This is a genomic window from Achromobacter sp. MFA1 R4 (genome assembly GCF_900156745.1).
GTDB lineage: Bacteria > Pseudomonadota > Gammaproteobacteria > Burkholderiales > Burkholderiaceae_B > Achromobacter.
In genome coordinates this window covers 3,571,527-3,584,720 of record NZ_LT707065.1, presented here as the reverse complement: position 1 = coordinate 3,584,720, position 13,194 = coordinate 3,571,527, and the positions used below count along the sequence as shown (strand labels likewise).

Sequence of the window (13,194 nt, the reverse complement as noted above, 5' to 3'; positions counted from 1 at the left end):
GGCCGACCGAGGCGGCGTTCGCTTCCACTTGATCAAAAGCGAACGCTCGCTGCAGTGCAGCAACCAAGCACCCGCGCTTTCTGGTGAAATACGGGTGTTCCCTATGCATTTCGCAAAGAATACGGCGGGCCGCGAGCCCGCCTTGTTTTGTCATCCCCGTTTTCTATCTCCGTTTTTTTCCGTTAGCCCTTTCAGGCCCCGATCCCATGGACGAAACTCTCACCAAACTGGCGTTGGACTACCACGCCTATCCCACCCCCGGCAAAATCTCGGTCACCCCGACCAAGACCCTGGCCAACCAGGACGACCTGTCCCTGGCCTACTCCCCCGGCGTGGCTGCGGCTTGCATGGCCATTTTCGACCAGGGCGACGACGCGGCCTCGAAGTACACCTCGCGCGGCAACCTGGTGGGCGTGATCACCAACGGCACCGCTGTGCTGGGCCTGGGCAACATCGGCCCCCTGGCCGCCAAGCCCGTGATGGAAGGCAAGGGTTGCCTCTTCAAGAAATTCGCCGGCATCGACGTCTTCGACATCGAGCTGGCCGAGAACGATCCGGACAAGCTCGTCGACATCATCGCCGCGCTCGAGCCCACGCTGGGCGGCGTCAACCTTGAAGACATCAAGGCGCCCGAGTGCTTCTACATCGAGAAGAAGCTGCGCGAGCGCATGAAGATCCCCGTCTTCCACGACGACCAGCACGGCACCGCGATCATTTCGTCCGCCGCCATCCTGAACGGCCTGAAGGTCGTGAACAAGGACATCGGCTCGGTCAAGCTGGCCTGCTCCGGCGCCGGCGCCGCCGCCATCGCCTGCCTGGACCTCCTGGTCCACCTGGGCATCAAGCGCGAAAACATCTACGTGGTGGACTCGCGCGGCGTCATCTGGGACGGCCGCGACGAGAACATGGAAGCCAACAAGAAGCGCTACGCGCAGAAGACCGACGCGCGCACGCTGGCCGACGTGGTCAACGGCGCCGACGTGTTCCTGGGCTGCTCCACCGCCGGCGTGCTGACCGGCGACATGGTCAAGACCATGGCCGACCGCCCGCTGATCCTGGCACTGGCCAATCCGGAGCCGGAAATCCGCCCCGAAGTCGCCAAGGCCGCGCGCCCCGACTGCATCATCGCCACCGGCCGTTCGGACTACCCGAACCAGGTCAACAACGTGCTGTGCTTCCCCTTCATCTTCCGCGGCGCCATGGATGCCGGCGCCTCGCGCATCACCGAGGAAATGAAGCTGGCCTGCGTCAAGGCCATCGCCGAGCTGGCCCAGGCCGAGCAGAACGATGAAGTGGCCCGCGCCTACGCCGGCCAGGAACTGTCGTTCGGCCCGGACTACATCATTCCCAAGCCCTTCGACCCGCGCCTGATCGTCCAGATCGCGCCGGCCGTGGCGCAGGCCGCCGCCGACTCCGGCGTGGCCGCCCGCCCCATCGAGGACATCGAAGCCTACCGCCAGAAGCTGATGGGCTTCGTGTACCACTCCGGCCAGCTGATGCGTCCGCTGTTCGCCCAGGCCAAGAAGGCGCCCAAGCGCGTCATCTACGCCGACGGCGAAGACGAGCGCGTCCTGCGCGCCGTGCAGACGGTTGCCGATGAAAAGCTGGCGTTCCCCATCCTGATCGGCCGCCCCGCCGTCATCGAGATGCGCATCCAGAAGGCCGGCCTGCGCCTCATCGCCGGTCAGCACTTCGAGATCGTGGATCCGGAAGACGACAGCCGCTTCAACGAAACCTGGAACGCGTACTACCAGTTGAAGGGCCGCGAAGGCGTGACGCCGGCCATCGCCAAGGCGATGATCCGCAAGCACAACACGCTGATCGGCGCGATGCTGCTGCGCCGTGGCGACGCCGATGCGCTGCTGTGCGGCGTGGCCAGCAAGTACGACAACCAGCTCAAGTACATCGACGAAATCATCGGCAAAAAGGAAGGCCAGACCTACGCCGCCCTGAACGTGCTGATGCTGCCCGACCAGACGCTGTTCATCACCGACACCCACGTCAACGAAAACCCGACGGCCGAAGAAGTCGCCAACATCACCATCCAGGCCGCCGACGAGATGCTGCGTTTCGGCGTGGTGCCCAAGATCGCGCTCCTGTCGCACTCCAACTTCGGCAGCCGCGTCACGGAATCGTCGCGCAAGATGTCGGCCGCGCGCCAGATCGTGCAGGATCGCGCGCCGGACCTGGAAGTCGACGGCGAAATGCACGCCGACGCCGCCCTGTCCGAAAAGATCCGTGTCCTGGCCTACCCGGACAGCACGCTCAAGGGCCCGGCCAACCTGCTGGTCATGCCCAACCTGGACACCGGCAACATCACGTACAACATGCTGAAGATGACCGGCAGCAATGGCGTCGCGATGGGTCCGATCCTGCTGGGCGCCGCGCGTCCCGTGCACATCCTGACCACCAGCGCCACCGTGCGCCGCATCGTCAACATGACGGCGCTGGCCGTGGTGGATGCGCAGCAGGAAGCCGCCGAAGAAGCCAAGAAGCGCCGCCGCTGATCGGACGGTGCCGCAGTAACGCCTCGGGCGCCCCAAACGGGGCGCCCGTTGTTTTTCCGGGATGCCCGGCCCGGCCGATGCCCCAATGCCACAATGCCACAATGCCCGCATGACGCGCCGCGCACGCGACAGCGCTGGTCCGCACCCCTACGCCAGTGGTAAAACGCTAGCTTGTCATTTTTCCTGGAGACGACATGCTGGCCGATGCAATGTATGCCTGGTTCCACTACCTGGCGATTTTCGTGCTGGTGGTCGTCCTGACCGCTGAAGCCGTGCTGCTGCGTCCGGACCTGACGCCCTCGGGCGTGAAGCGCCTCATCGTCTATGACCGCCTGTATGGCGTGAGCGCCGTCATCGTGCTCATCACCGGCGTGCTGCGCCTGATGCTCGGCGCCAAGGGCGCCGCGTTCTACATGAGCAACCCCTGGTTCCACGCCAAGATTGCGCTCTTCGTCATCATCGCGATCTGTTCGATCCCGCCCACGCTGACCTTCCTGCGCTGGGCCAGGCAGCGGCGGCAACAGCCTGAATTCGTCCCCGCCCTGCACGAAATCCAGCGCGCGCGGCGCTGGGTGATGATCGGGGCACACCTCTTCATCTTCCTGCCGCTCTTTGCCGTGCTGATGGCGCGCGGGATCGGCTTCTGACGAAGCCCTGCCGAAGCAGCGGGCATCGAAGCAGCGGGCACCGCAGCAGCCGGCACCGCAGCAGCCGGCACCGCAGCAGCCTGCTATGGGCAGCGGGCGCGCGCCGGCGTTTCCGGCTCCTTGCCGTCGACGATGAAGGTGTCGAAGCGGAACACGCCCGCCGCGTCGTTCTTCACGACCTCCAGCACCTCGCCCTGCAGCGTCTGCATCACGGACATGCCCTCGGGCACGTGCTCGGCGCCGGCCCGCGCGGCCGACTGGCCGTGCCACGGACTGAAAACCAGGACGCCGGGGTACGGCCCGCGCTCGGTTCCTGACCCCAGCCTGGCGGTCTTGACCTGCGTGCCCGCCGCATAGGTCATGACGCCGAACTGCATCGGGCAGGCCAACTCCGCCCCCGTCACGCGCAACAGCCTGCGCGCATCGTCCAGGTACACGGTCGGCCTGCTCAGAAACATTCCCAATAGCCGCACGGCCGTGTCGTCATTCACATCGATCCGCCAGCGGTCCGGATCGCGCGACCCATCAGTGTAAACAGTGCCGGCAGAGCCGCGCACCACGGCCCCGTGGCCCAGCGTCAGTCCCGCAGCCTGGTTGCCCGCCGCCAGCACGCATTGCGTCAGCATCTTCATGGCCCCATCGGGCGCCACCTCGAACTCGATGTCCTGCGTGGCGTCGCACCGCCAGCCCTGAACGTCCTGCTCGCCCGCGCCGCGCAGGATGACCGTGCGCGGGCGCCGCGCCACGATGTTGTATTCCTTGTCGTATTCGGTATCCAGATAACGCCGCACCGACGTCGCCTGTACGCCCAGGATCGCCACCGCCTGCGGAAAAGCCGCTTCAAGGTAGGTATCGAGCTGCCCCTTGTCCTGCACCTTCAGCCGCGTGCCGGCGGGCATGGCCACGCCGCCCACCGTCGTCGGCGCCTGCAACGTGACATGGTGCGCCGCTTCCTCGCGCCGGATGTCCCGTTCCAATTGCCACATCATGGCCTGGAACCAGGCATAGAAGCTGAACGGCGCCAACAGCGCCAGGCACAGCACCGTGGAGGTCTTCCAATACTTGCGGACCGTGCGCCGCGCGCCACCGCTGACGCCCAGGACCAGCGCCCAGCCCAACAGCAGAATACCCGCGAAGAAGCCTGCGGTAAGCAGAATGAAAAAGCCGGCGGAAGGCAGTGCGACAGGAATCATGGGACGGATGATATCCGCAATTTTCCTGGCCGCGCGCGGGCGAAAAAAAGCCGCCCCGATGCACTGCCCCACATGTATTGGACCGGGCCCCGAGCGCGGGGACGCTTACCTGCCGAAGTGTGATGAGCTGTCCGCGAAGCGATCGGCGCTCATGCGCCCAGCCCGAAAGCAATGACACCTTGCGTTGCGTGGCACATGGCCGCGGGCTGTCCCGGCATATCAGACAGTACTGATGGAAATCGATCGCGCTTTACGGGACATTGGTCACACTGTCAAAAGATGGGGACACAGATGGACGACGAATCGAGCATCAGCATTGTGCTCACGCCAGTGCAACTGGCAGCGATACTGCAAGGCGACTCGATCAGCAGTGAATCAACGGTATCCAATCGCTTCTGGGGCAGCCTCAGACTAGTTGGCGGCATCGCCGAAATGATCGGAGGCGCCGCGCTATGTGCTGTGCCGGAGCCAACCGGCGCGACAAAGGTTGGATGCGTGGTTTTGGGTGGTCACGGCATCGATACAGCCTCAACAGGTCTGCAGGAGATCTGGACCGGTCAGGAAATTCGATCATTGACGGAGAGGGGGCTTATAGAGCTAGCCACCAGGCTTGGTGCGGAGCCCGGATCTGGCAAAGCACTGGGCATGTCAGTCGAGCTAGCTGTGCCAATTGGATTTGCTAGTGCAATAAAGGCTGCGCGAGTGACGAGCGTTGCTGCCGGCCGGCTTTCACTATCCCGGCACGAGGCCTCCGTGTTTGGCGCGCGCGGAGGTCACACAATTGCCCAACACGTTGGAAAATCGACGGCGTATTTGGAAGCAAGGTTGGCCGCAAATCCTTATCTTCAAAAGACCTCAACCTTTCATTCGGTTCAAGATGCGGAAGCGGCAATAAATACCGTGCTGCGCCTTAGAGCCGACAAAGTTGCCAGTTGGGCGGAGTCCGCCCAAGCTGGAAGTACACTGCCATTGATCGGCCCCACCGTGGGAGACATTGGCGTCGTGCTGATTCGAGGTGCTTCCCAGCTCATGCAAGGACGAATCGTTAAGGTTGTACTGAAAAAGCAGCCATTCAACGGCATGCCTTACTTCGTGTTGACCGCTTACTTGGACATTTGATGATGGTCGATCTAGAACGGTATCCGGCGCTCAACAACCTGCTCGCGGGCTACTTCCACGAAGACTATGACCTATTTGGCGAGACGATAGAAGAAGTCGCACTCGCTTATAGGCAGGTGACGTCTTTGCAAGAAATCGCTGAAGTTTGCCGCGAAATGGATAGGTTTATCGTCGAGTTTGGAAGCGGCGCGGCAGCGGCGTATGCGGAACACTGGGGATCGTTCAACCCGGCGGGTGGTGGCTATACCATCCCCGCATTCTTTGATGAGCTGAAGCGAATTCTGAATAGCTAGATCAATCGGATCGACCCCCTCTGACCTGCTCCCCGAGCCTGGTGCGAAGCCAATCTTGAAAAAGGAAAAGCCCCCGAAAGTTGGATCCACATCCAACTTTCGGGGGCCTGTTCTTTCAGCCTGCTTTTCCTGCCGAAGCAGGACCAGCGATCAGCGCTTGTCCATCGGGGGCACGTCGCGCGTGACCGAACCGGTGAAGAGCTGGCGCGGACGGCCGATCTTGTAGTCGGGATCCGACAGCATTTCGTTCCACTGGGCAATCCAGCCCACCGTGCGAGCCAGCGCGAAGATGGCCGTGAACAGCGAGGTCGGGATGCCGATGGCGCGCTGGACGATACCCGAGTAGAAGTCCACGTTCGGGTACAGTTTGCGCTGCACGAAGTACGGATCTTCCAGGGCGATGCGTTCCAGTTCCATGGCCAGCTTGAACAGCGGGTCGTTTTCCAGGCCCAGGGCCGAGAGCACTTCCTTGCAGGTTTCCTGCATCAGCTTGGCGCGCGGGTCGTAGTTCTTGTAGACGCGGTGGCCAAAGCCCATCAGGCGCACGCCCGAGTTCTTGTCCTTGACCTTCTCCATGAACTCGCCGACCTTGGCGATGCCGCCGTTGGCTTGCAGTTCTTCCAGCATCTGCAGGCAGGCTTCGTTGGCGCCGCCGTGAGCCGGGCCCCACAGGCAAGCCACGCCGGCCGAGATGGCGGCGAACGGGTTGGTGCCCGACGAGCCGCACAGGCGGACGGTCGAGGTCGACGCGTTCTGCTCGTGGTCGGCGTGCAGGATGAAGATGCGGTCCAGCGCGCGCTCGACGACTTCATTGACCTTGTACTCTTCGCACGGCGTGGCGAACATCATGCGCAGGAAGTTGCCCGTGTAGGACAGGTCGTTCTGCGGATAGATGAACGGTTGGCCTTGCGAGTACTTGTACGCCATCGCAACCAGCGTCGGCATCTTGGCGATCAGGCGGATGGCCGAGATGTGGCGATGCTGCGGGTTCGTGATGTCGGTGGAGTCGTGGTAGAACGCCGACAGCGCGCCGACCAGGCCCGTCAGGACGGCCATCGGGTGGGCGTCGCGGCGGAAACCACGCAGGAAGAAATGCAGCTGCTCGTTGACCATCGTGTGATGGGTCACTTGCGAATCGAAATCGGCCTTCTGTTCCTGGTTGGGCAGTTCGCCGTTCAGGATCAGGTAGCAGATGTCCATGAAGTCGCAATTGACGGCCAATTGCTCGATCGGGAAGCCGCGGTACAGCAGCTCGCCCTTGTCGCCGTCGATGTACGTGATGCCCGATTCGCAGGCCGCCGTCGACATGAAGCCGGGGTCAAACGTAAACATGCCCGTCTGGCCGTACAGCTTGCGGATGTCGATCACATCCGGACCGACCGTGCCCTTGTACACAGGGAACTCAATGGGTGCGCTGCCATCCGAGAAGGATAGAGTGGCTTTTTTGTCAGACAGGTTCATGTTTATTCCTCTCAATTAATCAGAGCGCGCGCATCTGGCCAATAATCGTTCGAAGCCGGGGGGTATCCAGGTCGCCTTCGAGTTCCTTACGGGCCAGCAGCAGATCGAGAAGATCGTTGTCTCCCATCTCGAAAAGCTGGGTCAATGCGGCCACATCATCATCGGTAAGTTCAGCCTCATGGGCATCCAGATACCGGGTGATGATCAAGTCGTTTTCGAGCAGGCCGCGGCGCGCCCGCCAACGCAGTCGCGCCCGCTCCAGTTCAGTCAGCCTGCTCATGCTTCACACCTTAAATACACAAAAAACTAGACCGTGCGACGGACCATCAGTTCCTTGATCTTGCCGATCGCCTTGGTCGGGTTCAGCCCCTTGGGACAGACGTCGACGCAGTTCATGATGGTGTGGCAACGGAACAGGCGGTACGGGTCTTCCAGGTTGTCCAGACGCTCGCCGGTGGCTTCGTCGCGGCTGTCGGCGATGAAACGGTAGGCTTGCAGCAGGCCGGCCGGGCCGACGAACTTGTCCGGATTCCACCAGAACGACGGGCAGGAAGTGGAACAGCACGCGCACAGGATGCACTCGTACAGGCCGTCCAGCTCTTCGCGCGCCTCGGGCGACTGCAGGCGCTCTTTTTCGGGCGGCGGCGTGTCGTTGATGAGGTACGGGCGGATCGAGTGGTACTGGTTGAAGAAGTGCGTCATGTCCACGATCAGATCGCGGATGACCGGCAGGCCCGGCAGCGGACGCAGGACGATCGGTTCCTTCAGTTCGCGCAGGTTCGTGGTGCAGGCCAGGCCGTTCTTGCCGTTGATGTTCATGGCGTCCGAACCGCACACGCCTTCACGGCACGAGCGGCGCAGGGCCAGGCTGTCATCGACGTCGTTCTTGATGCGCACCAGCGCATCAAGCAGCATCTTGTCGGTGGGCTGGAGTTCGACTTCCAGCTTCTGCATGTAGGGACGCTCGTCCTTGTCCGGATCGTAGCGGTAGATTTCGAACTTGACGATTCTCTTGTTGCTCATAGTAGGCTCAATCCGGACTTAGAAGGTACGCGCCTTGGGCGGGAAGGACTCGACCGTCAGGGGCTTCATCTGCACAGGCTTGTAATCCAGGCGGCTGCCTTCGGAGTACCACAGCGTGTGCTTCAGCCAGTTCTCGTCGTCGCGGGTCGGGTGGTCGTCCAGCGCATGCGCGCCGCGGCTTTCGGTGCGGGCGGCGGCCGACTTGATCGTGGCGCGGGCCACTTCGGTCATGTTCGCCAGCTCCAGCGCCTCGACGCGGGCGGTGTTGAACACCTTGGACTTGTCCTTGAAGTAGATATTGTCGGCTTGCTTGGCCAGGTCTTCGATCTGGGTCACGCCTTCGTTCAGCAGTTCCAGCGTGCGGAACACGCCGCAGTGGCGCTGCATCGAGAAGCGGATGGCATTGCCGATGTCCTGCGTCTTTTCGCCGGAGGTACGCGATTCCAGCTTGTTGATGCGGTCCAGCGAGAACTCGACGGCCTGCTTGGGCAGGTCCTGGTGCGCGTGCTGGCGCTCCGGGTGCGAATTCACGATGTGGTTGCCGGTGGCGCGTCCGAACACGATCAGGTCCAGCAGCGAGTTCGTGCCCAGGCGGTTCGCGCCGTGCACCGACACCGCGGCGCATTCGCCGATGGCGTACAGGCCGTTGACGATCTTGTTCTCGCCGTTTTCGCGCGTCAGCACCTGGCCGTGGTAGTTGGCCGGGATGCCGCCCATCTGGTAGTGGATGGTCGGAACGACGGGGATCGGTTCCTTGATCGGGTCCACGTTGCCGAACTTGATGGCGATTTCGCGGATCGAGGGCAGGCGCTTGTTGATGACGTCGGCGCCCAGGTGGTCGAGCTTGAGCACCACGTAGCTGCCGTCCGGACCGCAGCCGCGGCCTTCCTTGATTTCCTGGTCCATCGAGCGCGACACGAAGTCGCGCGGCGCCAGATCCTTCAGCGTGGGCGCATAGCGCTCCATGAAGCGTTCGCCATCCTTGTTCAGCAGGATGCCGCCTTCGCCGCGCACGCCTTCCGTGATCAGCACGCCCGCGCCGGCCACGCCGGTCGGGTGGAACTGCCAGAATTCCATGTCTTGCAGCGGGATGCCGGCGCGGGCAGCCATGCCCAGGCCGTCGCCGGTGTTGATGAAGGCGTTCGTGGAAGCGGCCCAGATGCGGCCAGCGCCGCCGGTGGCCAGCACCGTGGTCTTGGCTTCGAGGATGTAGATTTCGCCCGTTTCCATTTCGAGGGCGGTCACGCCCACGACGTCGCCGGCTTCGTTGCGCAGCAGGTCCAGCGCCATCCATTCGACGAAGAACTGGGTGCGCGCGGCCACGTTGCGCTGGTAGAGCGTGTGCAGCAGCGCGTGGCCGGTGCGGTCGGCGGCGGCACAGGCGCGCTGGACCGGCTTTTCACCGAAGTTGGCGGTGTGGCCGCCGAACGGACGCTGGTAGATCGTGCCATCGGGGTTGCGGTCGAACGGCATGCCGAAGTGCTCGAGCTCGTACACGGCGTTCGGCGCTTCGCGGCACATGAATTCGATGGCATCCTGGTCGCCCAGCCAGTCCGAACCCTTGACGGTGTCGTACATGTGCCAGTACCAGTTGTCTTCGCTCATGTTGCCCAGCGAGGCGCTCACGCCGCCTTGTGCGGCAACCGTGTGCGAACGCGTGGGGAACACCTTGGAGAGCACCGCAACGGACAGCCCCGCTTGGGACAGTTGCAGCGAACAACGCATGCCGGCTCCGCCGGCGCCAACGACCACCACATCAAACTGGCGGCGCGGCAGGGATTTCAGGACAGAGACCACGGCTTAAATGCTCCAGAGGATTTGCGCGAAGTAAACGACCGAACCGATCAACCAGAGGATCGTCAGCACTTGCAGCAGCAGGCGCACGCCCACCGACTTGACGTAGTCCATCCAGATGTCGCGCACGCCGATCCAGGCATGCCAGGCCAGCGCAATGAATGCAAGGGTGGCCAGGATCTGGCCAACCGGAAGAACGCCCACGTAGAAGTTGAACAGCGCGGTCCAGTGTTCGTACGTGAAGGCCGGCATCATCAGGATGCCGATGAGCAGCACCAGCGTGTACACGGCCATGATGACGGCGGTGATGCGCTGGATGATGAAATCCATGACGCCGTAGTGGGCGCCGACGACCAGGCGCTTGGGTCCGTAGTTTTTAGCGGCGGCCATTTACAGCACTCCGAACAGTTTGAGAGCGAACACCAGGGTCAGCGCGAGGCTGACGCCGAACACCACGCCGGCGGTCTTCTTGGACGATTGCTTGTCGATACCGATGTGCAGATCCAGGATCAGGTACCGGATGCCCGCACAAAAGTGATGCAGGTAGCCCCAGATGAGGACCAGGAGGACGAGCTTGACGATCGGATTGCCGGCGTACGCGGCCACGGCGGCGAACGTCTGGGGTGCGGCCACGCTGGCCGCGAACAACGGCAGGATGACCAAGGGAAGACAGAGGAACAACAACGCGCCGCTGACGCGGTGCAGGATGGACAGCTTGCCGGCCAGGGGCAGGCGGTAACTGGCAATTTGCGCAATACCAATATTGCGAAACTGCGGACGTGGCTTGGCAGCGGTGTCGGACATGACGGCCTCGGTGTTTCGGAACTAGGGAATCGTTACGGCTAAATCGCCGCGGCCCTTGCGGGCAAACGCGGTATTTTCGCCCAGAGACGGGTTGGTATCAAATCGTAGGTAAAAAGCTCATCAATTCAGACTATTGCGGTAGTGGTATCGATCGGTCAAGTACAACCCCCGGCGAATTTCCATGGGGCGGTCACCGTATGTGTAAGACACCCGGTCTACCTGCAACAACGGCGTGCCGGCGGCAACATTAAGCAGCGTACAGGCTTCGGCCGGCGCGGCGACCGCGCGCAGCTTCTCGTCCGCGCGCACCATGCTGACGCCGAATTCGGATTCAAACAGGCCATAGAGCGGCGCCTTGTTGGCGGTCAGCAGCTCGAGGGTGAGGCCACGGAAAATGGAGCCGGGCAGCCAGATGTCGTCCAGCACGGTGGGTGTCTGCCCCATGGACAGCAGGCGGCGGATCATGACGACCGTCTCGCCGGCCCGCAGGTCCAGGGCGCGCGCAATCTCGGCCGGCGCGCGCATGCGGCGGCATTCCAGGATGCGGCTTTCCGCGCGGCCGGCCTCGCCCTCTTCGTCGGGGGCCAGGCGCAGGAACCGGTAGCGCACGCGGGCTTCGTGGTGGGTGGCGACAAAAGTGCCCTTGCCCTGGCGGCGCAACAGCATGTGCTCGGCAGCCAGCTCATCGACCGCCTTGCGCACCGTGCCCTGGCTCACCTGAAAACGGGCGGCCAGATCGATTTCGCTGGGGATGAGCTCGCCGGGCTTCCATTCGCCGCGTTCGAGGCTTTGGACAAGCAGATCCTTGATCTGGCGATAGAGTGGACTGAAAGCGGCCCCCTCGCCCGTCGGACGGGCGGCGCGTGTGCGTAAGGAGGTTTCGGGCCGAGGCTCTGCCATGGATCTTCTTGAAAGTGTCATGTTCATCCGGATGAATGAGAGGGCAACGCAAAGGATGCAAACCCATCCGCAATGCGCTGCTGCCGCCGGTCTTGCAGACTGGCCCAGACGCACGGCCGAGCGGGGCCGCGGCGCATTCGAACAAACGCTCTATTGTGGCATATCGGGAGGCGAGCTGTCCAACGTCTTATGTCTTATATAAGATAGAAGAGCAATTGACGCACACGTAAATCCGATCTAGGATTCAAAGCTGCCCGCGCCCCGCGCAGAGCGGCCGTGCACGCGCTGATTCCCGCGCCCAACGATTACACTGATTGGTGAGATCCATTCTCGCCAAACCATTACGGAGAACGTTCATGTCCAAGCCTGCCTTGCGTGTCGCCGTCACCGGCGCCGCCGGCCAAATCGGTTACGCACTGCTATTCCGCATCGCCTCGGGCGAAATGCTGGGTAAAGATCAACCCGTCATCCTGCAACTGCTGGAAATCCCCGACGAGAAAGCGCAAAAGGCCCTGAAGGGCGTCATCATGGAACTGGATGACTGCGCCTTCCCGCTGCTGCAGGAAGTCACCGCGCACAGCGACCCGCGCACCGCGTTCAAAGACGCCGACGTGGCCCTGCTGGTTGGCGCCCGCCCCCGCGGCCCGGGCATGGAACGCAAGGACCTGCTGTCGGTCAACGCCCAGATCTTCACGGCCCAGGGCAAGGCCCTGAACGACGTCGCCAGCCGCAACGTCAAGGTCCTGGTCGTCGGCAACCCCGCCAACACCAACGCCTACATCGCCATGAAGTCGGCGCCGGACCTGCCGGCCAAGAACTTCACCGCCATGCTGCGCCTGGACCACAACCGCGCCCTGTCGCAACTGGCCGCCAAGTCTGGCAAGGCCGTCGCCGACATCGAAAAGCTGGTCGTGTGGGGCAACCACTCGCCCACCATGTACCCCGACTACCGCTTCGCCACGGTCGGCGGCGAATCGCTCGCCAAGCTGATCAACGACGACGCCTGGAACCGCGACACGTTCATCCCCACCGTGGGCAAGCGCGGCGCCGCCATCATCGAAGCCCGTGGCCTGTCCTCGGCCGCTTCGGCCGCCAACGCCGCCATCGACCACGTCCGTGACTGGGTCCTGGGCAGCAACGGCAAGTGGGTCACGATGGGCATCCCGTCGGACGGCTCCTACGGCATCCCCGAAGGCATCATCTACGGCGTGCCGGTCATCACCGAAAACGGCGAGTACAAGCGCGTCGAAGGCCTGGAAATCGACGCCTTCTCGCGTGAGCGCCTGGACTTCACGCTGAAAGAGCTCCTCGAAGAGCGCGACGGCGTCAAGGACCTGCTGAAGTAAGCAGCGCGCAGTAAAGGTTTGGGCCCGTTCATGCGGGCCCATTCCTTAAGCGGGACCGGAATACGCGGTCCCGCCCCCTCGGCAGTACCGGCAAATACACCTGTCTC

Annotated in this window: 13 protein-coding genes; 5 read left to right on the top strand and 8 right to left on the bottom strand. The window is 63.0% G+C overall.

The window, feature by feature from the left end; translation table 11 throughout:
- The first annotated feature begins 206 nt into the window (after positions 1–206).
- Both BXA00_RS16335 and BXA00_RS16330 read left to right on the top strand, forming a co-directional pair.
- Positions 207–2,507, top strand: a complete 2,301-nt coding sequence (locus BXA00_RS16335; RefSeq protein WP_076519453.1) for an NADP-dependent malic enzyme — start codon at positions 207–209, stop codon at positions 2,505–2,507.
- A 194-nt stretch (positions 2,508–2,701) separates the two neighbouring features.
- Complete coding sequence (locus BXA00_RS16330) at positions 2,702–3,154, top strand: DUF2214 family protein (protein ID WP_076519452.1); 453 nt, start codon at positions 2,702–2,704, stop codon at positions 3,152–3,154.
- An 83-nt stretch (positions 3,155–3,237) separates the two neighbouring features.
- Here the strand turns inward: BXA00_RS16330 and BXA00_RS16325 are convergent, their stop codons facing one another.
- Positions 3,238–4,347: a hypothetical protein gene (locus BXA00_RS16325; RefSeq protein WP_076519451.1), complete on the bottom strand. Its 1,110-nt coding sequence runs from the start codon at positions 4,345–4,347 to the stop codon at positions 3,238–3,240.
- A gap of 291 nt (positions 4,348–4,638) precedes the next feature.
- On the opposite strand from BXA00_RS16325, the gene BXA00_RS28870 reads away from it, so the two are divergent.
- Positions 4,639–5,466, top strand: a complete 828-nt coding sequence (locus BXA00_RS28870; protein WP_156902812.1) for an RNase A-like domain-containing protein — start codon at positions 4,639–4,641, stop codon at positions 5,464–5,466.
- A complete protein-coding gene (locus tag BXA00_RS16315; RefSeq protein WP_083714270.1) occupies positions 5,466–5,759 on the top strand; it encodes a contact-dependent growth inhibition system immunity protein in 294 nt (97 codons plus the stop codon). The genes BXA00_RS28870 and BXA00_RS16315 overlap by 1 nt, the downstream gene beginning before the upstream one ends.
- Before the next feature lie 150 nt (positions 5,760–5,909).
- Here BXA00_RS16315 and BXA00_RS16310 read toward each other — a convergent pair whose 3' ends face one another.
- The 7 genes from BXA00_RS16310 to BXA00_RS16280 form a co-directional block, all read right to left on the bottom strand.
- Positions 5,910–7,220, bottom strand: coding sequence for a citrate synthase (locus tag BXA00_RS16310; RefSeq protein WP_076519449.1), 1,311 nt, complete (start codon positions 7,218–7,220; stop codon positions 5,910–5,912).
- A 19-nt stretch (positions 7,221–7,239) separates the two neighbouring features.
- Entirely contained in the window at positions 7,240–7,500 is a 261-nt protein-coding gene (locus tag BXA00_RS16305) for a succinate dehydrogenase assembly factor 2 (RefSeq protein WP_076519448.1), read from the bottom strand.
- Positions 7,501–7,526: 26 nt separating this feature from the next.
- The gene (locus BXA00_RS16300) at positions 7,527–8,243 is read right to left on the bottom strand and encodes a succinate dehydrogenase iron-sulfur subunit (RefSeq protein WP_076519447.1); all 717 of its coding nucleotides are present in this window, start codon (positions 8,241–8,243) and stop codon (positions 7,527–7,529) included.
- An 18-nt stretch (positions 8,244–8,261) separates the two neighbouring features.
- Positions 8,262–10,040 carry a succinate dehydrogenase flavoprotein subunit gene (gene sdhA / locus BXA00_RS16295; RefSeq protein ID WP_076519446.1) on the bottom strand — a complete coding sequence of 593 codons (1,779 nt, stop codon included), beginning with the start codon at positions 10,038–10,040 and terminating at the stop codon, positions 8,262–8,264.
- 3 nt (positions 10,041–10,043) lie between these two features.
- Complete coding sequence (gene sdhD, locus BXA00_RS16290; RefSeq protein ID WP_076519445.1) at positions 10,044–10,427, bottom strand: succinate dehydrogenase, hydrophobic membrane anchor protein; 384 nt, start codon at positions 10,425–10,427, stop codon at positions 10,044–10,046.
- Positions 10,428–10,841 carry a succinate dehydrogenase, cytochrome b556 subunit gene (gene sdhC / locus BXA00_RS16285; RefSeq protein ID WP_076519444.1) on the bottom strand — a complete coding sequence of 138 codons (414 nt, stop codon included), beginning with the start codon at positions 10,839–10,841 and terminating at the stop codon, positions 10,428–10,430.
- Between the two features lie 120 nt (positions 10,842–10,961).
- Entirely contained in the window at positions 10,962–11,741 is a 780-nt protein-coding gene (locus BXA00_RS16280; protein ID WP_008161847.1) for a GntR family transcriptional regulator, read from the bottom strand.
- 356 nt (positions 11,742–12,097) lie between these two features.
- On the opposite strand from BXA00_RS16280, the gene BXA00_RS16275 reads away from it, so the two are divergent.
- Complete coding sequence (locus tag BXA00_RS16275) at positions 12,098–13,087, top strand: malate dehydrogenase (protein ID WP_076519443.1); 990 nt, start codon at positions 12,098–12,100, stop codon at positions 13,085–13,087.
- The last annotated feature ends 107 nt before the right edge of the window (positions 13,088–13,194 follow it).

Excerpts from the sequence above, each read along its gene's own strand:
- BXA00_RS16310 (WP_076519449.1), bottom strand. The coding sequence starts at position 7,220 with ATGAACCTGTCTGACAAAAAAGCCACTCTATCCTTCTCGGATGGCAGC.
- BXA00_RS16330 (WP_076519452.1), top strand. The coding sequence starts at position 2,702 with ATGCTGGCCGATGCAATGTATGCCTGGTTCCACTACCTGGCGATTTTC.
- BXA00_RS16300 (WP_076519447.1), bottom strand. The coding sequence starts at position 8,243 with ATGAGCAACAAGAGAATCGTCAAGTTCGAAATCTACCGCTACGATCCG.
- BXA00_RS16315 (WP_083714270.1), top strand. The coding sequence starts at position 5,466 with ATGATGGTCGATCTAGAACGGTATCCGGCGCTCAACAACCTGCTCGCG.
- sdhD (WP_076519445.1), bottom strand. The coding sequence starts at position 10,427 with ATGGCCGCCGCTAAAAACTACGGACCCAAGCGCCTGGTCGTCGGCGCC.
- BXA00_RS28870 (WP_156902812.1), top strand. The coding sequence starts at position 4,639 with ATGGACGACGAATCGAGCATCAGCATTGTGCTCACGCCAGTGCAACTG.
- BXA00_RS16280 (WP_008161847.1), bottom strand. The coding sequence starts at position 11,741 with ATGGCAGAGCCTCGGCCCGAAACCTCCTTACGCACACGCGCCGCCCGT.
- BXA00_RS16305 (WP_076519448.1), bottom strand. The coding sequence starts at position 7,500 with ATGAGCAGGCTGACTGAACTGGAGCGGGCGCGACTGCGTTGGCGGGCG.
- BXA00_RS16335 (WP_076519453.1), top strand. The coding sequence starts at position 207 with ATGGACGAAACTCTCACCAAACTGGCGTTGGACTACCACGCCTATCCC.
- BXA00_RS16275 (WP_076519443.1), top strand. The coding sequence starts at position 12,098 with ATGTCCAAGCCTGCCTTGCGTGTCGCCGTCACCGGCGCCGCCGGCCAA.
- BXA00_RS16325 (WP_076519451.1), bottom strand. The coding sequence starts at position 4,347 with ATGATTCCTGTCGCACTGCCTTCCGCCGGCTTTTTCATTCTGCTTACC.
- sdhC (WP_076519444.1), bottom strand. The coding sequence starts at position 10,841 with ATGTCCGACACCGCTGCCAAGCCACGTCCGCAGTTTCGCAATATTGGT.